23 protein-coding genes, 1 tRNA gene and 1 pseudogene are annotated in these 21,568 nt (G+C 75.0%); 9 read left to right on the top strand and 16 right to left on the bottom strand.

All coding sequences use genetic code 11. From position 1 onward, the window contains the following. Nucleotides 1–13: 13 nt before the first annotated feature. A pseudogene (locus tag JD77_RS16865) lies at nucleotides 14–91 on the top strand (peptide-methionine (S)-S-oxide reductase MsrA); the annotation flags it as partial. A gap of 45 nt (nucleotides 92–136) precedes the next feature. Here the strand turns inward: JD77_RS16865 and JD77_RS16860 are convergent. Further along, nucleotides 137–1,789 (bottom strand): PKD domain-containing protein, encoded by a 1,653-nt coding sequence (locus JD77_RS16860; protein WP_145775251.1) that lies wholly within the window; start codon nucleotides 1,787–1,789, stop codon nucleotides 137–139. Nucleotides 1,790–2,267: 478 nt separating this feature from the next. Here JD77_RS16860 and JD77_RS16855 point away from each other — a divergent pair, with 478 nt between their 5' ends. After that, nucleotides 2,268–3,197, top strand: a complete 930-nt coding sequence (locus JD77_RS16855) for a ribonuclease Z (RefSeq protein WP_145775250.1) — start codon at nucleotides 2,268–2,270, stop codon at nucleotides 3,195–3,197. Further along, nucleotides 3,194–3,703, top strand: coding sequence for a GNAT family N-acetyltransferase (locus tag JD77_RS16850; RefSeq protein WP_145775249.1), 510 nt, complete (start codon nucleotides 3,194–3,196; stop codon nucleotides 3,701–3,703). The genes JD77_RS16855 and JD77_RS16850 overlap by 4 nt, the downstream gene beginning before the upstream one ends. Nucleotides 3,704–3,753: 50 nt before the next feature. Here the strand turns inward: JD77_RS16850 and JD77_RS16845 are convergent, their stop codons facing one another. Both JD77_RS16845 and JD77_RS16840 read right to left on the bottom strand, forming a co-directional pair. After that, nucleotides 3,754–5,124 carry a cystathionine beta-synthase gene (locus JD77_RS16845; RefSeq protein ID WP_145775248.1) on the bottom strand — a complete coding sequence of 457 codons (1,371 nt, stop codon included), beginning with the start codon at nucleotides 5,122–5,124 and terminating at the stop codon, nucleotides 3,754–3,756. 75 nt (nucleotides 5,125–5,199) lie between these two features. Next, the gene (locus JD77_RS16840; protein ID WP_145777625.1) at nucleotides 5,200–5,556 is read right to left on the bottom strand and encodes a YkvA family protein; all 357 of its coding nucleotides are present in this window, start codon (nucleotides 5,554–5,556) and stop codon (nucleotides 5,200–5,202) included. Nucleotides 5,557–5,685: 129 nt separating this feature from the next. On the opposite strand from JD77_RS16840, the gene JD77_RS16835 reads away from it, so the two are divergent. The 3 genes from JD77_RS16835 to JD77_RS16825 all read left to right on the top strand — a co-directional run bounded on the left by JD77_RS16835 (nucleotide 5,686) and on the right by JD77_RS16825 (nucleotide 8,918). Beyond that, a complete protein-coding gene (locus JD77_RS16835; RefSeq protein WP_145775247.1) occupies nucleotides 5,686–6,738 on the top strand; it encodes an SGNH/GDSL hydrolase family protein in 1,053 nt (350 codons plus the stop codon). After that, nucleotides 6,735–7,565, top strand: a complete 831-nt coding sequence (locus JD77_RS16830; protein WP_145775246.1) for an SGNH/GDSL hydrolase family protein — start codon at nucleotides 6,735–6,737, stop codon at nucleotides 7,563–7,565. Before JD77_RS16835 ends, JD77_RS16830 begins: the two co-directional genes overlap by 4 nt. A gap of 90 nt (nucleotides 7,566–7,655) precedes the next feature. Continuing rightward, nucleotides 7,656–8,918 carry an acetyl-CoA C-acetyltransferase gene (locus JD77_RS16825; RefSeq protein ID WP_145775245.1) on the top strand — a complete coding sequence of 421 codons (1,263 nt, stop codon included), beginning with the start codon at nucleotides 7,656–7,658 and terminating at the stop codon, nucleotides 8,916–8,918. Between the two features lie 128 nt (nucleotides 8,919–9,046). Here JD77_RS16825 and JD77_RS16820 read toward each other — a convergent pair whose 3' ends face one another. The 4 genes from JD77_RS16820 to JD77_RS16805 form a co-directional block, all read right to left on the bottom strand. Next, nucleotides 9,047–9,367, bottom strand: a complete 321-nt coding sequence (locus JD77_RS16820) for a hypothetical protein (protein ID WP_145775244.1) — start codon at nucleotides 9,365–9,367, stop codon at nucleotides 9,047–9,049. Nucleotides 9,368–9,416: 49 nt separating this feature from the next. Beyond that, nucleotides 9,417–10,217: a Bax inhibitor-1/YccA family protein gene (locus JD77_RS16815; RefSeq protein WP_246140715.1), complete on the bottom strand. Its 801-nt coding sequence runs from the start codon at nucleotides 10,215–10,217 to the stop codon at nucleotides 9,417–9,419. A 163-nt stretch (nucleotides 10,218–10,380) separates the two neighbouring features. Next, nucleotides 10,381–11,193 carry a Bax inhibitor-1/YccA family protein gene (locus JD77_RS16810; RefSeq protein ID WP_145775243.1) on the bottom strand — a complete coding sequence of 271 codons (813 nt, stop codon included), beginning with the start codon at nucleotides 11,191–11,193 and terminating at the stop codon, nucleotides 10,381–10,383. A 106-nt stretch (nucleotides 11,194–11,299) separates the two neighbouring features. Then, a tRNA-Leu gene (locus tag JD77_RS16805) sits at nucleotides 11,300–11,383 on the bottom strand. 232 nt (nucleotides 11,384–11,615) lie between these two features. On the opposite strand from JD77_RS16805, the gene JD77_RS33700 reads away from it, so the two are divergent. Genes JD77_RS33700 through JD77_RS33690 form a run of 3 tightly spaced genes read left to right on the top strand, consistent with a single transcriptional unit; the run spans nucleotide 11,616 to nucleotide 13,383 of the window. After that, the gene (locus JD77_RS33700; protein WP_246140714.1) at nucleotides 11,616–12,299 is read left to right on the top strand and encodes a hypothetical protein; all 684 of its coding nucleotides are present in this window, start codon (nucleotides 11,616–11,618) and stop codon (nucleotides 12,297–12,299) included. Next, the gene (locus JD77_RS33695; RefSeq protein ID WP_246140713.1) at nucleotides 12,215–12,976 is read left to right on the top strand and encodes a hypothetical protein; all 762 of its coding nucleotides are present in this window, start codon (nucleotides 12,215–12,217) and stop codon (nucleotides 12,974–12,976) included. The genes JD77_RS33700 and JD77_RS33695 overlap by 85 nt, the downstream gene beginning before the upstream one ends. Continuing rightward, complete coding sequence (locus tag JD77_RS33690; protein WP_246140712.1) at nucleotides 12,898–13,383, top strand: hypothetical protein; 486 nt, start codon at nucleotides 12,898–12,900, stop codon at nucleotides 13,381–13,383. Before JD77_RS33695 ends, JD77_RS33690 begins: the two co-directional genes overlap by 79 nt. A gap of 137 nt (nucleotides 13,384–13,520) precedes the next feature. On the opposite strand, the gene JD77_RS16795 is transcribed toward JD77_RS33690, so the two are convergent. The 9 genes from JD77_RS16795 to JD77_RS16755 all read right to left on the bottom strand — a co-directional run bounded on the left by JD77_RS16795 (nucleotide 13,521) and on the right by JD77_RS16755 (nucleotide 21,509). Beyond that, complete coding sequence (locus JD77_RS16795; RefSeq protein ID WP_145775242.1) at nucleotides 13,521–14,849, bottom strand: NAD(P)/FAD-dependent oxidoreductase; 1,329 nt, start codon at nucleotides 14,847–14,849, stop codon at nucleotides 13,521–13,523. Between the two features lie 102 nt (nucleotides 14,850–14,951). Further along, nucleotides 14,952–15,521, bottom strand: a complete 570-nt coding sequence (locus JD77_RS16790) for a hypothetical protein (protein WP_145775241.1) — start codon at nucleotides 15,519–15,521, stop codon at nucleotides 14,952–14,954. Nucleotides 15,522–15,579: 58 nt separating this feature from the next. Continuing rightward, on the bottom strand, nucleotides 15,580–16,941 hold the full coding sequence (locus tag JD77_RS16785; protein ID WP_145775240.1) for a DUF58 domain-containing protein: 1,362 nt from the start codon (nucleotides 16,939–16,941) through the stop codon (nucleotides 15,580–15,582). 4 nt (nucleotides 16,942–16,945) lie between these two features. Beyond that, nucleotides 16,946–17,953, bottom strand: a complete 1,008-nt coding sequence (locus tag JD77_RS16780) for an AAA family ATPase (RefSeq protein ID WP_145775239.1) — start codon at nucleotides 17,951–17,953, stop codon at nucleotides 16,946–16,948. Beyond that, the gene (locus tag JD77_RS16775) at nucleotides 17,950–18,534 is read right to left on the bottom strand and encodes a hypothetical protein (protein WP_145775238.1); all 585 of its coding nucleotides are present in this window, start codon (nucleotides 18,532–18,534) and stop codon (nucleotides 17,950–17,952) included. Before JD77_RS16775 ends, JD77_RS16780 begins: the two co-directional genes overlap by 4 nt. Next, nucleotides 18,531–19,298 (bottom strand): DUF4129 domain-containing protein, encoded by a 768-nt coding sequence (locus JD77_RS16770; protein ID WP_145777623.1) that lies wholly within the window; start codon nucleotides 19,296–19,298, stop codon nucleotides 18,531–18,533. Before JD77_RS16770 ends, JD77_RS16775 begins: the two co-directional genes overlap by 4 nt. An 18-nt stretch (nucleotides 19,299–19,316) precedes the next feature. Then, entirely contained in the window at nucleotides 19,317–20,057 is a 741-nt protein-coding gene (locus JD77_RS16765) for a uracil-DNA glycosylase (protein ID WP_145775237.1), read from the bottom strand. Then, nucleotides 20,050–20,736: a dienelactone hydrolase family protein gene (locus JD77_RS16760; RefSeq protein ID WP_145775236.1), complete on the bottom strand. Its 687-nt coding sequence runs from the start codon at nucleotides 20,734–20,736 to the stop codon at nucleotides 20,050–20,052. The genes JD77_RS16765 and JD77_RS16760 overlap by 8 nt, the downstream gene beginning before the upstream one ends. Nucleotides 20,737–20,966: 230 nt before the next feature. After that, the gene (locus JD77_RS16755) at nucleotides 20,967–21,509 is read right to left on the bottom strand and encodes an LppU/SCO3897 family protein (RefSeq protein WP_145775235.1); all 543 of its coding nucleotides are present in this window, start codon (nucleotides 21,507–21,509) and stop codon (nucleotides 20,967–20,969) included. Nucleotides 21,510–21,568 lie beyond the last annotated feature (59 nt).

Below are 21,568 nucleotides of genomic sequence, written 5' to 3'. Positions count from 1 at the left end.
CCGACCGCCAGGAACCAAGAACCCGAACGGGTACTGCAACCACGGCCCGAACGGGCTGAGCTGCCCGGTCGGCGTGGCCCGTACCTCCTGAGCCACGCCGAACCGGACCGCACGACGGCGACGGCCGGGACCGGCGTCACTCCGCGGCGCGGAGGGCGACGGTCCAGGTCGTCGTCGTGTTGCTGGCCGCCGCGGCCACCGCGCTCAGGCCGCCGTAGCCGCCGGTCGGCACGGAGCGGCCCGAGTCGGCGAGCAGGCCCGTGACCCGGCCGCCGCCGGTCTGCGAGCTGTTGCTGCGCACCTGGACGCCGGGCGGCGGGGCCAGCTCGGTGGACGTCGCGTCGCCGTGCAGCCAGTACGACACCGCCCAGCCCCGCTCGGCCGGTACGGACGCCGTCGGGGTGATCCGCACGGCGGAGGAGGCCGGGTCGGCGGCCCGGGCGTACGCGGCCACCGGCGCGGCCGGATCCGTCCCCCGGTACGCGGCGAGCACGAGGTTCCCCTTCGACTGCTTGCCGAGGGTGATCCGTAGCGTCGTCCCCGCGTCGCCCGCCGCGGCGACCTTCCACCAGGCCGTGGTGGTGGCGTACCCGCCGTCCAGGCGGTCGAGCGGCGTCCAGCCGGTCACCCCGGTGGGCTCGCCGGTGACGGCGTGGGTGTTCTGGCTGAGGAACAGCAGCAGCGCGTCGCCCGCCCGCACCTCGGCGGGCACCACGACCGAGTGCGTGACGAAGTTCCCGTTGCGGGTGGCCTGCCCGACGAAGGAGATCAGCTCGGGCAGCGGCGCGACCGTGACCTCCCGGGTGACGGTGCCGGTGCCGCCCCGGTCGTCGGTGACGGTCAGCGTGACCGGGTACGTGCCGGCCTCGGCGTACGTGTGGGTCACGGTCCGCACGCTGCCGGTGCCGGCGGCCGACCCGTCGCCGAAGTCCCAGGCGTGGTCCTGCACCGCCCCGTCCGGGTCGGTGGAGCCGGCGGCCGAGAACGCGCACACCAGCCCCGAGCAGGACGGCGCGAGATCGGCCGTGGGCGGCGTGTTCGCGGCCCCGCCGGGGCCCTTGACCAACCTGATCCAGTCGATGTCCCCGGCGAAGTAGTCGCAGGTGACGTCGACCCCGTCGCAGAAGCTCTTGCCGCCGATCGCGAACTGCCAGTTGTTGGCGATGGTCCCGGTGGGACCGGTCAGCCGGCTGGTCCGCACCCCGTCGACCCACATCTCGACGTACGTCGCGGTGCGGTTGCAGGTCACCGTGTGCCACTGGCCGTCGGCGAGCGACGTGCCCGTGTACCCCGTGCGGGTGGACCCGTCGCCACCCCGGAACATGCACCGGGGCTTGCCGGCCGGCGCCTCGAACTTCCAGTAGCCGCCGGCCGTCCCGCCCTGCCCCTTCTGCATGATGTTGCCGAAGGAGCGGGTGGTCCGGTACCGGATGCTGATCGAGAAGTCCCCGGCCCCGGGATTGAAGTCGTCGCTCGCCGGCACCAGGTCGACGTGCCCCGGGACGTACTCCTGGTCGGCCGGGTTGTGGTACACGAACCGGTGTGCGGTCGCGCCGTCGTACAGCGCACCGGTCGTCACCTCCGCGCCGACGGTGCCGCGCCGGCCGTTGCCGCTGCTGTCGACGAGCGCCGTGGCGCCCGTCGGCTCGTCCATGCTCCAGAACGCCACCGTCCTGGTGGCGACCGCCCGCGCCGGGGCGGCCGCCACCAGTACCCCGGCGGCGGCCAGCAGGGCGGCCATGCCGAGCCCGCCGACCGTACGCACGGCTCGTCGTCCCCTCGTCGGCATGCCCGCCGCCTCCTTCCGTCCCCCGCTCACCCTGGCACGCCGGATCCAGCGCGCTCCATGAGCCGATGGGCTGGTCCGGGCCGGCCGATGAGGGGCGGACGGAGCCCGATCGGCAGCGTCGACCGCCCCCGCGGGTGCCCCGCCGGGGCGGCTGTGATCGAAATCCGTTGCCGGGGGCCCCGAGGAGTGGATAGCGTGGCGGTACACGGGAAAGGAGGTGGTCCAGACTTGTATGCCAGTTGGACTCGTGAGGTGGCTGTCCGCTAGCCGCTGTCCTCGACAGTGAACAGGTCCGCCGCGAGGCGGGCACCAGGCACCATCGTCGAGACCGTGTGGCAGCGGTGCGGCGAATCCACGACAGCCACCCGACCCCCGGGGTGCCGGCCCAGTCCAGCCGGCCCGCGCGCGAGCGCGGACGCCCCGGGGGTCGCTTCATGTCCGGCGGACGCCGGACCGGTCACCCGGAAGGAGGACCGCCGTGTCCATGCGCGAGCTGGTGGTGCTCGGGACGGCCAGCCAGGCGCCGACCCGGCAGCGCAACCACAACGGGTACGTGCTGCGCTGGGACGACGAGGTGATCCTCTTCGACCCGGGCGAGGGCAGCCAGCGACAGCTGCTGCACAGCGGCGTCACCGCCACCGACCTGACCCGGATCTGTGTCACCCACTTCCACGGCGACCACTGCCTCGGCCTGCCCGGCATCGTCCAGCGGCTCTCCCTGGACCGGGTGCCCCACCCGGTGGCGGTGCACTTTCCCGGCGGCGGCGCGGAGTACTTCGCCCGGCTGCGGCACGCCAGCTCCTTCCACGAGACCGCCGAGCTGCGGGTGGAGCCGATCGACGCCGACGGGGAGCGGATCACGCTCGGCGTCGGCACGCTGGAGGCGCGCCGGCTGCGGCACCCGATCGAGACGTACGGCTACCGACTGGTGGAGCCGGACGGCTGCCGGATGCTGCCGGAGAGGCTGGCCGCGTACGGCATCTCCGGCCCGGCCGTCGGGCAGCTGCTGCGCGCCGGCCACCTGGACGTCGACGGGCGCCGCGTCACCCGCGACGAGGTGAGCGTGACCCGCCCGGGGCAGCGGTTCGCCTTCGTGATGGACACCGGGCTCTGCGACGGGGTGTACGCCCTCGCCGAGCACGCCGACCTGCTGGTCATCGAGTCGACGTTCCTGGAGTCCGAGGCCGGGCTCGCCGCCGAGGTCGGCCACCTCACGGCCGGGCAGGCCGCCCGGGTGGCGGCCGAGTCGGGGGTACGCCGGCTCGTGCTCACCCACTTCTCCCAGCGGTACGCCGACGCCCGGCGCTTCGCCGACGAGGCCCGCCGGCACTTCGACGGAGACCTCGTCGTCGCCGAGGACCTGACGACCGTGCCGGTCCCGCCCCGGCGGGTAGCCTCGATCCGGTGACGGTCACGCTGCGCCCCGCCAGCGGGGCCGACCTGATGGCGGTCGGTGCCCTGCACCAGCGGTCCCGGGTGGCCGCGTACTCGTCGTTCCTGCCGCCGGAGGCGCTGGCCGGGCCGAGCGGGCGGGAGATGGGCCGGTACTGGGTCGAGCGCTGGGAGTGGGAGCGGGCCGACCACCGGATGACGGTCGCCGAGCGCGACGGCCGGCTCGTCGGTTTCAGCTACCTCGGCCCGGACGACGAGGGCGACCCGGCCACCGGACTGCTCAACGCGATCCACCTCGAACCGGACGAACGCGGCCGGGGCACCGGGCGGGCGCTGATGGTCGACGCGCTGGCCGCGCTGCGGACGCGCGGCTGGACGCGGGCCGTGCTCTGGGTGCTGGAGCGGAACGCGCCCGCCCGCCGGTTCTACGAGCGGGGCGGCTGGACGGCCACCGGCACGCGCCGGGACGAACGGATCGGCCCGGTCGTCGTCGCCCAGCTCCGGTACGCGCGCGAGCTGTGACGCCGGTGCCCCGGGGTCCTCCCTCCGAGAGCCCCGGGCACCGGTCGGGGTCAGCGGGCGCCGAGGTGGGCGAGCAGGTCCTGCCGGGTCAGCACGCCCTTGGGCTTGCCGTCCACCAGCACCAGCGCCGCGTCGGACTTCTCCAACAGGGCGACGGCCTCGCTCACCGGCTGGCCGCCGCCGACCATCGGCAGCGGGTCGCCCATGTGCCGCTCGATGGTGTCGTGCAGGTGCGCCTGCCCGGTGAACAGGGCGTCGAGCAGGTCCTTCTCGGCGATCGAGCCGGCCACCTCGCCGGTGACCACGGGCGGCTCGGCCTTGAGCACCGGCAGCTGGGAGACGCCGTACTCGCGCATGTAGTCGATGGCGTCGCGCACCGTCTCGGTGGGGTGCACGTGCACCAGCTCGGGCAGCCCGCCCGGCTTCTTGGCCAGCGCGTCGGCCACGGTCGGCTCGGCGCCGGAATTGTCCAGGAAGCCGTACCGGGCCATCCACTGGTCGTTGAAGATCTTCGACAGGTAGCCCCGGCCGCCGTCGGGCAGCAGTACCACTACCACGTCGTCCGGGCCGGCCCTGCGGGCCACCTCGAGCGCCGCGACCACGGCCATCCCGCAGGAACCGCCGACGAGCAGCCCCTCCTCGCGGGCCAGCCGCCGGGTCATCTCGAAGGACGACTTGTCGGAGACCTCCACGATCTCGTCGGCGACGCTGCGGTCGTACGTCTCCGGCCAGAAGTCCTCCCCGACGCCCTCGACCAGGTACGGCCGGCCGGTGCCGCCCGAGTAGACCGAGCCCTCCGGGTCGGCGCCGATCACCCGGACCCGCCCCTCGGAGGCCTCCTTCAGGTAGCGGCCGATGCCGGAGATGGTGCCGCCGGTGCCCACGCCGGCGACGAAGTGCGTGATCCGGCCCCCGGTCTGCTTCCACAGCTCCGGGCCCGTGGTCTCGTAGTGCGAGCGCGGGTTGGCCGGGTTGCTGTACTGGTTCGGCTTCCACGCGCCGGGGATCTCGCGGGCCAGCCGGTCGGAGACGTTGTAGTAGGAGCGGGGGTCCTCCGGGGCGACGGCCGTCGGGCAGACCACCACCTCCGCGCCGTACGCGCGCAGCACGTCCTGCTTGTCCTGGCTGACCTTGTCCGGGCAGACGAACACGCACCGGTAGCCCTTGAGCTGGGCCACCAGGGCCAGACCGACACCGGTGTTGCCGCTCGTCGGCTCGACGATGGTGCCGCCGGGCTTGAGGATGCCGGCCTTCTCGGCGTCCTCGACCATCCGCAGGGCGATCCGGTCCTTCACCGAGCCGCCCGGGTTGACGTACTCCACCTTCGCCAGCACCGTCGCCTGGATGCCCTCGGCGACGTTGCGCAGCCGCACCAGCGGGGTGTTGCCGATCAGCTCGACGACGTTGTCGTAGTACTGCACCTCGTTGTGCCCTTCGTTGCGGCGCCGGCGACGGCGGCCGGGCAGACGTAGTTTCGACGCCCAGGGTACGTGTCGTCAGGGCACCACATGGCCCGGGATGACGGAGCGGCGACGCGCCTCCCACCCCAGGAACCGCTCGGTCTCCGCGAGCACCGCGCCGGCCAGCCAGGCCACCAGCACGGCGTCGTCGGCGAGGCCGAAGACCGCCAGCGGAATCTCCGGGAGCAGGTCGACGGGCGAGACGATGTACGCCGTCGCCGCCGTCATGAGGGCCAGCCGGAGGCCACCGTCGTACTCGCCCCGGGCGGTGGCCCGGATCATCCGGGGCAGCGCCGCGAGCCGGGCGCCCAGCGCCGGCCCGCCCCGCGCCCCGGCGGTCAGCGCCCTGGCCAGCGCCGCGAACGCCGCGCTGCGTTTCAGTGTCTTTCCCATCGTCACGCCCCTTTCCCTCCGACAGCGTGCGGTGTCCCCGCAAGTGGTACCCGCAACGGCCGGATCCCAGCCGTCCACCGGCCGGTACGACGACAGCGGTGTGTCGTGCGGTCGCGATAATCTCGCCTCATGGGGGTCGCTGGTTCCGCCGCACCGGTCGTTCCGCGCTGGCAGCGCGCCCGCCAGATCGTCCGCCTGGCGGCGCTCGGCACGGGCGCCACCGCCGCGGCGGCGGTGGCGACGACCGGGGTGCTGGTCGGCCAGGCCCGGCAGGCGCGGCGCACGATCCCGATGGCCGAGGCGCCCCCACCGCGCTGCGACGGCGTGTACGGGGCGAAGCTGCCCGGCCCGCCGCTGACCATGGTCATCCTCGGCGACTCCTCCGCCGCCGGGTACGGCGTGCACCGCCGCCGGGAGACTCCGGGGGCGCTGCTGGCCACCGGCCTGTCCCGCCGGCTGCACCGGCCGGTGCGGCTGCACCGGTTCGCGGTCGTGGGCGCCATCTCCGCCGGGCTGCGCCCGCAGGTCGAGTCCGCGCTGGAGTGCGAGCCGGACGTGGCGATCATTCTCATCGGGGGCAACGACGTCACCAACCGCACCCCGCTGGCCCTGGCCGTGCGCTACCTCGTCGACGCGGTCCGCGCGCTGCGCGGCGCCGGCTGCGAGGTGGTGGTCGGCACCTGCCCCGACCTGGGGGCGATCCGGCCGATCCAGCCGCCGCTGCGCTGGCTGGCCAGGCGGTGGAGCCGGCAGCTCGCGGCCGCGCAGACGGTCGCGGTGGTCGAGGCGGGCGGCTGGACGGTCTCCCTCGGCGATCTGCTCGGCCCCCGGTTCGCGGCCGAGCCGACCCGGATGTTCGCCTGGGACCGGTTCCACCCGTCCGCGGAGGGGTACGCGGTGGCCGCCGCCGCGATGCTGCCGACCGTGCTGTCCGCGCTGGGCGCCGGGCAGGAACGCCGCCCTGGCCTCGGGCGCGTCGAAGGCGTACGGTCGCTGCCTGAGGCCGCCCAGGAGGCGGCCCGGCACGCCGGCACGGAGGTCAGTGCCACCCAGGTCCGCGGTCGCGACCGCGGGCCGGGGGGGCGGTGGGCGCAGCTGCGCCGGCGGGCCTTCTTCGGCGTCGGCGCGGTGCCGCACCCCGGCCCGGCCGCCGACACACCCACACTGGAGGGACGGCCATGACCGAGCGTGGCGGCAGGCACGGGGTGGGCGACTGGGGCGCCGGGGCGGAACTCGCGCTCCGGCTGGGCCGGGCGGCGGCCCTGTCCCTGATCGCCGGGACCATCGGCGGCGTCGCCGTCCTGGCCGGAGAGGCGTTCGTCGCGCGGAACCGCCCGTACGCCCAGCCGGAGCTCGGGCTGGCCCTGCGCGCCACAGTCGGGCGGGCCGGCGCGCCGCCGCTGCGGCTGGTCCTGCTCGGCGACTCGTCCGCACTCGGGGTGGGCGTGGCCCGGCTCGGCGACACCGTCGGCGGTCAGCTCGCCCACCTGCTCGCCGAGGGGGCGGCCGGCCGGCGGGTGCACCTGTCCAGCGTGGGCGTGTCGGGGTCCCGCTCCACCGACCTCGCCACTCAGGTGGCGCGGGCGCTGCTCGGCCCGCGTCCCGACGTCGCGGTTATCCTGATCGGCGCCAACGACGCCACCGCGCTGCGCCGGCCGGCGGAGGCCGCGGCGTACCTGGGCGCGGCGGTACGGCGGCTCCGCGACGCGGGCGTCGAGGTGGTCGTCGGCACCTGCCCCGACCTCGGCGCCGTACGCGCCATCGCGCCCCCGCTTCGGCAGGTGGTCGGCTGGTCCGGGCGGCGCATCGCCCGGGCCCAGACGGTGGCCGTGCTGGACGCCGGGGGCAGCGTGGTCGACCTGGCCGCCGAGACCGGCCCGGTGTTCCGGGCCGACGCGGGCACGTTCTGCCACGACGGCTTCCACCCCTCCGCCGACGGCTACCGGGTCTGGGCGCACGCCCTGCTCCCGGCGGTCGCCGCGGCCGCGAACGTCGCCCCCCACCAGTGACCCCGGGCGACCCGACGGCCGCCCCGGGTGACATTGCCGGCCGCAGTCGCCACTTCCACCCCAAGTTACCGGCGAGTTAACGTTGGTTTCATGCCGACTGAGTCGTCCCGCGACGCCGTCATCGTCGCCACCGCCCGCTCCCCCATCGGCCGGGCGCACAAGGGATCCCTGCGCGACGTCCGCCCCGACGACCTCGCCGCCACCATCGTCCGGGCCGTCCTGGACAAGGTCCCGCAGCTCGACCCGACCGAGATCGACGACCTCTACCTCGGTTGCGGCCTGCCGGGTGGCGAGCAGGGCTTCAACATGGCGCGCGTGGTCGCCACGCTGCTGGGGCTGGACGGCCTGCCGGGCGCGACGCTGACCCGCTACTGCGCGTCCTCGCTGCAGACCACTCGGATGGCCATGCACGCGATCCGGGCCGGCGAGGGCGACGTCTTCGTCAGCGCCGGCGTCGAGACCGTGTCCCGGTACGCGCGGGGCAACTCGGACACGCTGCCGCCGGAGGCGCAGGCGCTGGTCGGCGGCGGCTGGGAGAACCCGCGCTTCGCCGCCACCCAGGAGCGCTCGGCCCGGCGGGCGCAGGGCGGCGCGGAGGTGTGGACCGATCCCCGGGAGGCGGGCGAGTTGCCCGACATTTACCTCGCCATGGGGCAGACCGCCGAGAACCTGGCGCAGGCGTACGACGTGACCCGCGCCGACATGGACGAGTTCGGCGTACGCAGCCAGAACCTGGCGGAGAAGGCGATCGCCGACGGCTTCTGGGCACGGGAGATCACCCCGGTGACCACCCCGGACGGCACGGTGGTCAGCGCCGACGACGGCCCCCGCCCCGGGGTCACCCTGGAGGGTGTGGCCGGGCTCAAGCCGGTGTTCCGCCCGGACGGCCGGATCACCGCCGGCAACTGCTGCCCGCTCAACGACGGCGCGGCGGCCGTGGTCGTCATGAGCGCCCAGCGGGCGAAGGACCTCGGCCTCACGCCGCTGGCCCGGATCGTCTCCACCGGCGTCACCGCCCTGTCGCCGGAGATCATGGGGCTGGGCCCGGTCGAGGCGTCCCGGCAGGCGCTGCGGCGGGCCGGGATGACCATCGACGACGTCGACCTGGTGGAGATCAACGAGGCGTTCGCCGCCCAGGTGATCCCGTCGTACCGGCAGCTCGGCATCCCGTTGGAGAAGCTGAACGTGATGGGCGGGGCGATCGCCGTCGGCCACCCGTTCGGCATGACCGGCGCGCGGATCACCGGCACCCTGCTCAACGCCCTCGACTGGCACGACAAGACCATCGGCCTGGAGACGATGTGCGTCGGGGGCGGCCAGGGCATGGCGATGGTCCTCGAACGGCTCAGCTGAGCCCGGGCCCCGCCCTGAACGACTCCAGTTCCCCGACATGGCGGTGTCCGAACGCGCCGGATGCCGCCATTTCCCCGACATCGTGGTGTCCGAGGATGCCGCCAGTCGCGTTGGGGTGGATCCCCTCGTCAGAGCGCGCTCCGGGTCGCCGTCACCTCGGCGGCGGCCCGGGCCAGCGCCTCGGCGGGCGGATCGGCGGCCAGCAGGTCGGCCGCGACCACCCGGAGCTGGTCGGGCAGGACGAGGTCGTTGTCGAGGCGCGGGACGGTGCGCCGGGGCTCGCCCTCCGCGTCCGCCGCCAGGTTGGCCAGTTCCTGGATCAGCCGATGCACCAGGTCGGCCCGGGGGACGTTGCCGCCCTCGGCGGTCGCCGCCCAGCGTGGCTGCTGCCAGTGCCCGACCTGACGGACCAGCAACTCCACCGCCCGGTCCAGTTCCGCTGCGCTCACCGCCCCGAGTCTAGGAGGCCGTTCAGCGGCGCAGGCGGGGCACCGCCGCTCAGCGACGCAGGTAGCTGAGCAGGCGCAGCAGCTGCCAGTAGAGAAAGACCAGCCCGGCGAGCAGCCCGAACGCGCAGTACCAGGCGTACCGGCGGGGCAGACCGGCCCGCACCGACCGCTCCACCAGGTCGAAGTCGAGGATGAAGCTGAACGCGCCGGCGACGATCGCCACCACCGAGAAGACGTACGCCAGCCAGCCGGCCTCGGCGGTCAGGCTGTAGACCTCCAGCGCCTGCCGCCCGGTGAACAGGTAGAAGACCAGGTTCGCCACGCTGAGCGTCACGATGCCGAGCAGCGTTCCGGCCACCAGGCGGGCCATCCGGGGGGTGGCCCGCAGCACCCGGAACCGGTACAGCAGCGACATCCCGAGGAACACCCCGAGGGTGCCCACCACGGCCTGCACCACGATCCCCGGGTAGACCAGCTGGAAGGCCCGGCTCGCCACCCCGAGCAGCAGCCCCTGGAGCACCGCGTACCCGACGATCAGGGCCGGGCTGGTGCTCCCGCGCAGCGAGATGGCCAGCGCCAGGACGAGGCCGGCCAGGGCGGTGCCGGCCAGCGCGGCGGAGATCCACACCGCCTGCGGGACGACCACCCAGGCGGCCGCCGCCGTGGCCCCGGTGAGCAGCAGCAGCCCGACGGTGCGGACCACCACGTCGTCCACCGTCATCGCCTCGGCCCCGCCCGTCCCGAGCACCCGGCGTTCGAGCCGGCGGGTGTCGTCCAGCCGGGTCAGCACCGGGTTGGAACTGCGCACCGCCACCTCCCGGCCGACGTACCCCTCGCACTCACTCTGCACCGCAGGGGTCGGCGGCGGCGGGCAAACGCCGGGGTGGGGCGGCGGCCGGGCGCACAGACGACGGCGCCCGCCGCCGCGGTAGCAGCCGGCGGAACAGCCGGGCGCACAGACGACGGCGCCCGCCGCCGCGTTAGCGGTGGCGGGCGCCGGTCGGCGGCGCGGGTCAGTCGTCGCCCTGGAAGTAGCTGAGCAGGCGCAGGATCTCGATGTAGAGCCACACCAGGCTGACCAGGATGCCGAACGCGGCCGTCCAGGCGTAGCGCTGCGGCAGGCCCATCCGGACGCCCTGCTCGACCTCGTGGAAGCTGAGCACGAAACTCAGCGCCGCGACCACGATGCAGACCAGGCTGAAGCCGATGGCCAGCGGGCTGCCGTCGCGCAGGCCGGTGTTGACGCCGAACAGCGCCAGCACCAGGTTGATCAGCATGACCGCGAACAGGCCGACCATCGCCGCGGTCACGCCGCGGACGAACTTCGGGGTCGCCCGGATGGCGCGTGCCTTGTAGAGCATGGCCATCAGGAAGAAGACGCCGAAGCTGGCGACCACGGCCTGGAGCACGATGCCGTCGTAGAGCGAGTTGAACGCCTTGCTCACCAGGCCGACGAAGACGCCCTCGACGACCGAGTACGCGATGACCAGCGCGGGGTTGGCCATCCGGGAGAACGAGATGATCAGGCCGAGGACCAGGCCGACCACGGCGGCGCCGATCCAGGCGGCGCCGAGCAGCGCGTCCGGCACGAGCACCCAGGCGGCCGCGGCGGAGACGCCGAGGATGCCCAAGAGCATCACGGTCTTGACCACCACGTCGTCGATGGACATCGGCGTCACGGTGGGCGGCGCGACGGGGTACCCGGTCGCGCCCGGGTACTGCGGATAGCCGGGCTGTCCGTACGGCCCGGTCGGGGCGTACCCGGCCGCCCGTTCCCGCTCGGCCGCCTGGCCGAGTCGGGCGAGCACCGGGTTCGAGGTCTTCACTGTCTGGCCTCCCTCAGGGGGTCGTCGCACGTGGGACGTGCCCTTCAAGGGTAAACGCCCGGATCGGCTCGTAGGAGATCGCCAAGCTGAAGGGAAGCTGAGAGTGTGGTGCCCGGGGCGGGGGTCGAACCCGCACGCCTTGCGGCAGCCGCTTTTAAGGCGGCCGTGTCTGCCGTTCCACCACCCGGGCGGGCGCCACCGACGCGGCTCGACCCCGCGCTGTGTGCAGTGCCACCGTAGCGGGTCCACGCACGCCGTGTGGAGTGGCACCGGAGCGGTTCCGGGCCGACCCGGCGAACCCGGGAGGCCGTACCGCACTAGGGTCAAGCCGTGAGCAGCGCAGCCCCCACGGCCCCCGACGCCGCCCTGAACAGGACATTCGTGCCGACGCCCGGGCCTCCGCCGGCTCCTGGTGGGCCCGCGTGCGAGCCGCCGCCGCCAGGAACCGGGGCGACATCCTCGTCGGACTGGCGTTCGCGGCCCTGGCCGGTTGGCTCACCCACGGGCTGTGGCCGGACCCGTCCGGCCGGGTGCTGGCGCTCAATCCGGAGGACCAGACCCTGTACGAGTGGTTCCTGGCGGTCGACGCGCGGGCGCTGCTGGGCGACTTCGGCCTGCTCAGCGACCGGCTCAACGCCCCGGACGGGGTGAACCTGATGGCCAACACCACGGTCATCGCGCTCGGCGTGCTGTTCGCCCCGGTCACCCTGCTGTTCGGCGCCCCGGCCACGTTCGCCCTGCTCGCCGGGCTCAACCTGGCCGGCACCGCGCTCGCCTGGCACCTGCTGTTCGCCCGGGTCCTGGGGGCCCGCCGGCCGGCCGCGCTGCTCGGCGCGGGGCTGTGCGGCTTCGGCCCGGGCATGATCTCGCAGACCAACAGCCACCTGCACATGACCGCCCAGTGGCTGGTGCCGGTGATCGTCTGGCTGGTGGTCCGGCTGCTGCGCGCCGCCGACCCGCTCGGCGGTCGCCGGGGCCGGGCGGCGGTGGCGAGGGCCGCCCCGGCCCGGACCGCCGCCGGGTGCTCACCTCCGCCGTGGGGCTCGCCGCCGCGGTCAGCGTCCAGGTCTTCGTCGGCGAGGAGGTGCTCTTCCTCTGCGCGGTGACGCTGCTGGTGATGGCCGTCGCGTACGCCCTGACCGACCGGGCGCTGCTGCGCCGGGCGCTGCCGGGCTTCGCCGCCGGGGTGCTGCTCGCGGCCGGGCTGGCGCTGCTCGTGCTGGCGTACCCGCTGTGGTTCCAGTTCGCCGGCCCGCTCGGCGTGGCGGACGGGATGTTCAGCCCGCACTACTTCTCGGCCGACCTGCGCGGCTGGTGGACGCTCTCCCCGCTGTCGGTGGCCGGCAGCGACGACGCCGCGCGGCTCACCACCGGGCCGGCGGAGTACAACACGTTCCTCGGCTGGCCGCTGCTCGTGGTCGTCGCCGGGTGCGCCGCCTGGCTGGGCCGCCGCCCGCTGGTGATCGCGTGCGTGGCCGGCGCGCTGACGATGGGCGCGCTGTCGCTCGGCCCGCCGTGGTGGTCGGCGGCGACCGCACCGGCTTCCCCGGCCCGTACGCCCTGCTCGCCGGCCTGCCGGTGGTGGACGGCGCGCTGCCGATGCGGTTCGCGCTGGCCGTGCTGCCGCTGGCCGCGACGCTGCTGGTGCTCGCCGTGGACCGGGCGCTGGGCCTGCCCGGGCGGGCCCGCCGGCTGGTGCCGGCGGTGGTCGGCGTCGCGCTGCTGCCGATCTTCCCGGCGCCGCTGCCCACCGCGGAGCGCCCGGCGCTGCCGGAGTTCGTGACGGGCGGGCACTGGCGGCAGTGCGTCCGCCCGGGCGGGGTGCTGGTGCCGGTGCCGCTGGCCACCCCGAAGGAGCCCTGGCCGATGCGCTGGGCCACCGGGGCCGATGCCGCCTTCGGCATGCCGGAGGGCTTCTTCATCGGCCCGTACGGGCGGAACGGCACCGCCGCCATGGGCACCTGGAAGCGGCCCACCTCCGCGCTGCTCACCGAGGTGGCGAAGCAGGGCGGGCGGCCGGTGGTGGGCGACGAGGAGCGGCGGCAGGCGGCCCAGGACGCCGACCGGTGGGGGGCGTCGTGCTTCGCGCTGGCCGTCGACACGCCGCACGCCGAGGACCTGCGGGCCACCCTCGACCAGCTCTACGGCCCGTCCACGAGGATCGCCGACGCCTGGGTCTGGCGCCCCTGACCCCCGCCGCGCGGGCCGCGTCCCCGCCGGGCACCGCGTCACGGGGTGCCGCACGCCACCCCCGCCCCACGGCGGGTGCGCGAAAGGGCCCCTTCTCCGCCGCTTCGGAAGCGAGGGAAGGGGCCCTTCCGTACAGCTCAGACGCGGGGGGCCGCCGGTTGGGACGCCACGGCGAACTCCTCGCGCGGGTCGTGCAGCTGGCCGAGCGCGACGACCTCGCGCTTGAGGAAGAACGCCAGCGTCCAGTCGACCACGACCCGGACCTTGCGGTTGAACGAGGGGATCCGGCTCATGTGGTACGTCCGGTGCATGACCCACGCCGGCCAGCCGGTCATCTTGATCCCGTACACCTGGGCGACGCCCTTGTGCAGGCCGAGGCTGGCCACGCTGCCGGCGTGCTTGTGCCGGTAGTCCACCGGCTCCCGCCCGCGGATCACGTTGGCGATGTTGTCGGCCATCCGGGCCGCCTGGCGCACCGCGTGCTGCGCGCTCGGCGAGCAGAAGTTGCCCGGTTCCTTGGTCAGGTCGGGCACCGCCGCGCAGTCCCCGGCGCTCCAGGCGCCCTCGACCACCCGGTCGCCGTCCGCGACCTGCAGCGTGGGCAGGCAGGTGACGCGGCGGCGGTCGTCGCGCGGGAAGTCGGTCGCGTCCAGCATCGGCGACGGCTTGACGCCGGCCGTCCAGACGATGGTGTCGGCGCGGAAGCTGTCCCCGTCCGAGAGCTTGACCACCCCGTCGACGCAGGACTCCAGCCGGGTGTCCAGCCGGATGTCCATGTTCCGCTTGAGCAGCTGCTGCACGGTGTAGGCGCCCATGTCCCGGTCGACCTCCGGCAGCACCCGCTGGGTCGCCTCGACCAGCACCCAGCGCATGTCCTCCGGCTTGAGCTCCGGGTAGTACCGCAGCGCGTCCCGGGCCATGTCCTCCATCTCGGCGAGCGCCTCGATGCCGGCGTAGCCGCCGCCGACGAACACGAAGGTCAGCGCGGAGCGGCGCAGGTCCGGGTCGGGCGTCGCGGCCGCCACGTCGAGCCGGTCCAGCACGTGGTTGCGCAGGTAGATGGCCTCACCGATGGTCTTGAACCCGATGCCGTGCTCGTGCAGGCCGGGGATCGGCAGCGTCCGGGAGACCGAGCCGGGGGCCACGACGACGTGGTCGTAGGCGATCTCCCGGGTCGGGCCGCTGATCGGCTGCACCGTGGCCACCTTGCGGTCGTGCTCGATCCGCGTGACCGCGCCCGCCACCACCGTGCACCGGCGCAACACCCGCCGCAGCGGCACCACGGAGTGCCGCGGGGAGATGTTGCCCGCGGACGCCTCGGGCAGGAACGGCTGGTACGTCATGTGCGGCTGCGGGTCGACGACGATGACCTCGGCCTCACGCGAGCTGAGCTTCTTCGACAGGTGCAGGGCGGCGTACAGCCCGACGTGCCCGGCACCGACGACAAGGATCCGCTTCGGGTTCACGCCATCTATCTTTCCCCGAGCGGCTCGGCTAATCCCGAGCGAGACCCCCTTCTGTGACGGAACACAACAGCTGTGAGCTGCACAACGCCTGGCCGCGTCCCGTCATTTGCGACGCAGCAGCCACCCCAGCAACGCGCTCACGGCGACGGCCACGAGCAGCCCCGCCACCGTCGCGGCGAGGAATCCGCGGTCGGTCCCGACGTCGGCGGCCCGCAGCAGCAGCACCCCCAGCACCGCCGAGGCGAGCAGCACCCCGCCGGCCCGGGTGAGCCAGCGCACGACCAGTTCGGGGTCCACGACCGCGTCGTACGGCAGCAGCGCCGCCAGCGCGCACAGCGAGTGCGTCAGGTACAGCGCCGCCGCCACGGCGAGCAGCCGCCAGAGCGCGATCGGCCGCCCGTACCCCTCGGTGGCGAGCAGCCAGCCGCCCACCGTGACCAGGGCGGCGAAGGTCGGCCACACGCGGCGCGGCCCGACCGCCGGCAGCAGCGCCACCACCGCCAGGGCGGCCAGCGGCCGCCCGGTGAGAACCTGGGCCGGGTACGCCAGCAGCAGGCCGGCCAGCCCGGCCACGAAGACGCCGAGGCGGATCAGCAGCGGCGCGACGCTGACCCGGTCGACGGCCCAGCGCACCGCCCGGGCCCGTTCCGTCACCACCTCGACCGGGTTCACCCGCGCCGTCCTTTCCCGCACGCGCGCCCGCCCGTAGGGCGGACCCACCCCGCCTGTCTCATCGCGCGCCCGCCCGCGGGGCGGAGGCGAGCCGGGCCACGTCCCGCAGGACCAGGTCCAGGCTGCCCGCGCCGGCCCAGCGGACCACGGGGACGCCGTGCTCGCGGAGCTGGCCGATCATGGTGTCCCGGTCCAGCCGCCACAGCCGGAACGCCACCTCCGACCAGCCCTTGCGGCTCGGCGGCGGCAGGTCGGTGGGGAGCGTGTCCACGGCCACCACGAACCGCCCGGAGCGGGCCATCCGGGCCAGCATCTGCGCGGACCGCTCGTCCAGCAGCGGGGTGAGCACCACCACCAGCGCGTCCGAGGAGAGCAGGTGCGGGCCGAAGACAGGGTCGTACGGCTCCTGCGGCGCCGGCTCCGCCTGCACGTCGAGCAGCCACTCCAGCAGCGTCAGGTACTGCCGCCGACCGGTGGCCGGGCGCAGCCGGCGGGCCGCCGGCCCGTACTCCAGCATCGCCACCCGGTCGCCCCGGTGCAGGTAGTGCTCGCCGATCGCGGCGGCGGCCCGGACGGTGGTGTCCAGCACGGAGGCGGCACCGTCCACGCCGCCGGAGCGGCCGGCCTCGGCGAGCACGTCGAGCAGGATCACCACCTCGGCATCCCGGTCGGACAACGTGGCGGCGACGTGCAACTGCCGGGCACGCAGCGAGACCCGCCAGTCGATGCGCCGCAGCCGGTCGCCGGGGGCGAACACCCGGACGCCGGCCAGTTCGCCGCCCTCCCCCGGGCGGCGGGAGTGGTGGGCCCCGACCAGGCCGGCGGCCCGGGGCACCGCCTCCACGGCCTCGAACGGCTCCGTCTTCGGGTACACCCGGGCCCGCACCGGGTCGGTGATCGCGGCCCGGGACACCAGCAGGCCGCCGGCGGCGGCGACCCGGGCGCCGGCCGGGCCGACCGGGTGCCGGCCCCACCGCCGGGCCGTGCCGCACAGTTCCAGGTCGACGGCCGTACCGGGGTCGACGACGGTCACGAAGGGACGGTCCACCCCGCTGCGGGACAGGTCGGCCCGGGCCCCGCCCACGCCGGCCAGCTTCACCAGCAGCCACGGCGAGACCCGGGTACGCACCACCGCGACGTCGTACCCGACCGTGTCCGGGTTGCCGACGGTGACCGTGGCCGTGAACTCCCCGCCCTCGACCAGGTGCCCGTCGTCGGCGGCCACCCACACCTGCGGGCCGGCGGACGGCCGGCGGCGCAGCGCGTACGCGGTGCCGAGCGCGAACGGGACGGCGAGCACGACCAGGTCGACCCGGCCGAGCAGCACCCCGGCGATCAGCAGCAGTCCGGTGAGCAGCACCGCGCGGCCGAGCGCCCAGGTGGGTGCCCAGCCCGCCGCCGGCCCCTGTCCGGTCGACACGACGTCAACGCCCGGGCCGGCCGGCGGCGTAGCTGGGCAGCGCGCCGCTCGCCGGGGCCGGGGTCTGGTCGAGCACCTCACCGACCACGAAGGACGGATCGACCCGGCGCAGCCACATCTCGGGGCGCAGCGTGATCCGGTGCGCCAGCGCCGGAACGGCCACCTCCTTGACGTCCTCCGGCACCACGTAGTCCCGGCCATCGAGGACCGCCCGGGCGCGGGAGAGCAGCAGCAGCGCCAGCGAGCCGCGCGGGGACGCCCCGACCAGCACCGACGGGTGCTCCCGGGTGGCGGCGGTGAGCTGCACGATGTACCGGCCCACGGAGTCCTCGACCACCACGTCCTCCAGGGCGGCCTGCATGGCCCGGAGGGTGGCGGCGTCGACGACCGGCTTGATCTCGGCCTCCTCGCGCCGGCGGGCGATGCGCCGGCGCAGCACGTCCCACTCCTCCTCGTGGTCGGGGTAGCCGAACGACACCCGCAGCAGGAACCGGTCGAGCTGCGCCTCCGGCAGCGGGTACGTCCCCTCGTACTCGATCGGGTTCGCGGTGGCGAGGACGTGGAACGGCTCGTCGAGCCGGTAGGTGACGCCCTCCACGGAGACCTGCTTCTCCTGCATCGCCTCCAGCAGCGCCGACTGGGTCTTCGGCGGCGTCCGGTTGATCTCGTCGGCGAGCAGCAGGTTGGTGAAGACCGGGCCCGCGCGGAACGAGAAGTCGCCGCTGCGCTGGTCGTACAGGAACGAGCCGGTGACGTCGGCGGGCAGCAGGTCCGGGGTGAACTGGAGGCGGCGGAAGTCCAGCCCGAGGGCCTGGGCGAAGGACCGGGCCGTCAGCGTCTTGCCGAGGCCGGGCAGGTCCTCCAGCAGGACGTGGCCGCCGGCCAGGATGCCCGCGAGGACCAACTCCAAGGCGTCCCGCTTGCCGACCACGACCGAGCCGACCGCGTCCAGCACCGCCCGGGCCAGGCGGCCCACCTCGACGGCGGGCACGGTCTGGTCCACGTCGTTCATGAAATCTTCTCCAGTTCGGCGACGATCGCCGCGAGATCGCGCGGCGACGGGGTACGGCGGGGCGGGGTGTCGAGGAACGTCCACAGGCGGTCGCCCAGCAGCGCGCGGGCGCGGGCCGGATCCGACTCGCGGGTCACGCCGTGCCGCTGGCGCAGCCGCTCGTCGGCGAGTTCCCCGAGCCGGGGCAGGACCACCTTGGCGAACCGGTCGGGGTTGCCCCCGCACCAGTCCAGCGGGCGCTCCCAGCCGTCGACCGCGGCGCGCAGCGCGTCCCGGGCCGCCCAGTGATATCGGCCGCCCTCCTCGCCGGCGGGCACCCGCGCCCCGGCCCGGGGCGGGGGCGGCGGGGCGAGCGCGGCGGTGACCCGGCGCACGGCGAGCAGGGCGAGCACCCCCGTGACAACGATCCAGAGCGAGACCTGCAGGCCGACGGCCCGCAGGCCGGCGACCACCACCACGGTCAGCGCCCCGGCCGCGGTCAGGGCCTTCAGCGCCGAGCGGACCCGCTTGCCCCCGGCCGGCCCTGCCGGCCGCGGACGTTCCTCCTCGAACGTCAGCAGGTCGTGGATGCTGGTGCTCACGCGCCCACCGCCCCGCCCTCGGCAGCGGCGCCCGCCGACACCCCGGCGGCCACGGCGGTCAGCTCGCCGCGCAGCCGGCGCAGGGCGGCCCGGGCCTGATCGCGGGTGTGCTCGCCGACGGGCCGGGTGGCGTACCGGGCCTCGCGGTAGACGTGGGCGAACTCGGCCAGCACGTCGGCGCTGACGATCGCCGGCACCCCGGCCTCGGCGTCGCCACGCAGCAGGCGGGTGACCAGGTCGGTGGGCGTGTCGCCGGCCCGCCGGCGGACCCCGGCCGCGGCGGCGGCCTCCTCCAGGCGTACCCAGCAGGCGATCACGGCGGTGCGCGGGTCGACGTCGGCGTCGTCCAGGTCGACCAGGCCGGCGTCGAGCGCGGCGACCACGTCGCGGGCGGTGCCCTCGGCGGTGCGCCGGGCCCGCCCCTGCGGCAGCGCCCGGGTGGTGCGCCGGGCCACGCCCCGGACCAGGGTCCAGACCAGGTAGCCGAGCGCGGCGGCGACGGCCAGGCCGAGCAGGGCCAGCGCCACGGTGCCGAGCCACTCGGGGAGGTGCGCCCGGGTGGCCTCCCCGGCGTCGCGGGGCTCGGCCGGGATCGACGGCGACGCCTCGGCGGAAGGGTACTCCGGCACGTACGGGACGTTGTCGACGGCCGGCGGGACACGGCTGGCCCCGATGGACGAGTGGCCTGCGGCGAGCGCGGCGACGGCGAGCAGGACGGTCACCCCAGCGACCGGCCACCACCTGCGCAGCACGCCGAGGTCCATCGCCACCGCCCCATGCCGTCAGTCCACTCCGGCCAGTCGCTTCGCCCGATCGAACACGTCGTCGAGCATCGCCGGCGTCAGCCGCCCGGTGAACGTGTTCTGCTGGCTGACGTGGTAGCAGCCGAGCAGATCCGGTACGGCCCCGCCGGACCAGTGTGCCCCATGGCCGAACGCCGGTCGCGGGCTGGGCGGGCGGACGCCGTACACCGCGCGCAGCGCCGGCCACCACGCGGCCCACGCGAACGCCCCCAGCGCGACCACGACGCGCAGGGCCGGCCTGACGAGCGCGACCTCGCGGTGCAGCCACGGGGCGCAGGTGTCCCGCTCGGCCGGCGTGGGCTTGTTGTCCGGCGGCGCACAGCGCACGGCCGAGAAGATCCGGGTGTCGCGCAGGGCCAGCCCGTCGTCGGCGGCGACGCTCGTCGGCTGGTTCGCCAGGCCGGCCCGGTGCAGCGCGGCGAAGAGCACGTCGCCGGAGCGGTCCCCGGTGAAGATCCGCCCGGTGCGGTTGCCGCCGTGGGCCGCGGGGGCCAGGCCGAGAATGGCGATCCGGGCGTCGGCGGCGCCGAAGCCGGGCACCGGCCGCCCCCAGTACTCCTGGTCGCGGAAGGCCGCCCGCTTCGTCCGGGCGACCTCCTCCCGCCAGGCGACCAGCCGCGGGCAGGCGAAGCAGCCGCTGACCGCGCCGTCGAGGTCGGACAGGTCGGTCGCCCGCGCCGCGCGGGCGACGACCTCGCCGGGTGTACGCGGCTCAGCCAAGCTTCGCCCGGAACAGTTCCAGGGTGCGGGCCCAGGCGGTGGCCGCGGCGCGCTGGTCGAAGCGCTCCGGCCGGTCCTCGTTGAAGAACGCGTGCGCGGTGCCCGGGTAGTCGTACGTCTGGCAGCCTCCACCGGCCGCCTCGATGGCCCGGCGGGCGGCCTGCACGCCGTCGGCGGCGGAGGTGCCGTCCGCCTCGGAGCAGTGGATGAGCGCCGCCTTGCCCGCGTAGTCGGCCCAGTCGGCGCGCATGCCCTCCCACGGCAGCCGGGGGTAGAAACCGGCGGTCGCGACGATCCGCTCGGAGAACGTCCCCGACCACAGGGCCAGGCTGGCGCCGGCGCAGAACCCGGCGCAGCCGATCTTGCCGGTCGCCTCGGGCCGGCCGGCGAGATACGCCGCGGCGGCCGCTAGGTCGCTGGCCGCCTCGTCCATCTGCGTGCTGTTCAGCATCTGCCGCGGCTCACTCGGCCTGCTGGCCGGCCCGCCGTGGCGGAGGTCCGGGGCGAGTGCGACGAAGCCGGCCTCCGCGAAGCGGTCCACCACCGCCCGTACGTGGGGCACCAGGCCCCACCAGTCCTGGATGACGATGACCGCCGGGCTGGCCGCACCGCCGGAGGGTATCGCGAGATACCCCTCGCTCGCCCCTCCGTTGCTGGTGAAGCTCACCATCTCGCCCATCGGCCCGTCCTCCTAGCGGTCAGTCATCGTTGGCTGGTCGCAGGGTGTTCCTACGTGCCGGTAGCGTCCCACGCCGCGACGGCCGCCGGAAGGCGCCGGAACAGTGGCATTCACCTCGTGTTCGCCCGCCGATCGCCGCCGGTCGGCGACGGTGGCGCGGTCGCCCGCACCGCCGTCGCCGACCGGCGGCGGGGCCCGTTCGGGTCGGTCCCGGCGCGCGTACGGGCCGGTCAGGCTCGCTTCGTCAGGCAGAGCAGGTAGCCGGTGCTGCCCGGTTTGACGTTGTAGAAGAAGTAGCCCTCCTGACCCGGCTGGAGGAACTGCTTGCAGGCGTCGCCCGTCCTGGCCTGGGCCTCGCTCTGCGCGTCCACCCGGCCGGCCACCGTGTACACCGCCTTCGTCGAGGTACACGGGACGATCTCCGCGCCGCTGACGTCCTTGCTCTCGCCGTCGGCCACCTCCGGCAGCTCGGCGAGGCAGTCGCCGGCCTTGGCGTCGGCCGTGCCGTCCTCGTGGAACGCGGCGGCCACGGCGGTGCCGAGCCCGAACTTGAGCGCCGCGACCACCCCGACGGCGAGCACCGCGCCGACGACGCCGACCACCTTCCGGGTGGCGGACCGCTTCGCCTCCGGCTGCTCGCCGTCCGCCTCCGCCGGCTCTGGCCCCTGGCCGTCCACTGTCGACTCTGTCGCCTGCCCGTCCGCCGTCGGCTCGGCGGGCCGGGGCGCATCCTCGGGCGACGCGGCGGGGGGCGTGGCGACCTGCTCTGACACGGGGATTCCTTCCGAGGTGCGGATGAGCAGACGAAACCGTAGCGATCACCATCGTGGGG

Origin of the sequence: Micromonospora olivasterospora (assembly GCF_007830265.1) — a bacterium.
Lineage (GTDB): Bacteria > Actinomycetota > Actinomycetes > Mycobacteriales > Micromonosporaceae > Micromonospora > Micromonospora olivasterospora.
The sequence above is the reverse complement of the archived record's forward strand: the minus strand, read 5'-3'. Positions and strand labels throughout refer to the sequence as shown.

Coding starts and splice junctions, on each gene's coding strand:
- JD77_RS16760 (WP_145775236.1), bottom strand. CDS start 20,736: ATGGGCGAGATGGTGAGCTTCACCAGCAACGGAGGGGCGAGCGAGGGG.
- JD77_RS16860 (WP_145775251.1), bottom strand. CDS start 1,789: ATGCCGACGAGGGGACGACGAGCCGTGCGTACGGTCGGCGGGCTCGGC.
- JD77_RS16780 (WP_145775239.1), bottom strand. CDS start 17,953: ATGAACGACGTGGACCAGACCGTGCCCGCCGTCGAGGTGGGCCGCCTG.
- JD77_RS16825 (WP_145775245.1), top strand. CDS start 7,656: ATGCCGACTGAGTCGTCCCGCGACGCCGTCATCGTCGCCACCGCCCGC.
- JD77_RS16770 (WP_145777623.1), bottom strand. CDS start 19,298: ATGGACCTCGGCGTGCTGCGCAGGTGGTGGCCGGTCGCTGGGGTGACC.
- JD77_RS16830 (WP_145775246.1), top strand. CDS start 6,735: ATGACCGAGCGTGGCGGCAGGCACGGGGTGGGCGACTGGGGCGCCGGG.
- JD77_RS16840 (WP_145777625.1), bottom strand. CDS start 5,556: ATGGGAAAGACACTGAAACGCAGCGCGGCGTTCGCGGCGCTGGCCAGG.
- JD77_RS16835 (WP_145775247.1), top strand. CDS start 5,686: ATGGGGGTCGCTGGTTCCGCCGCACCGGTCGTTCCGCGCTGGCAGCGC.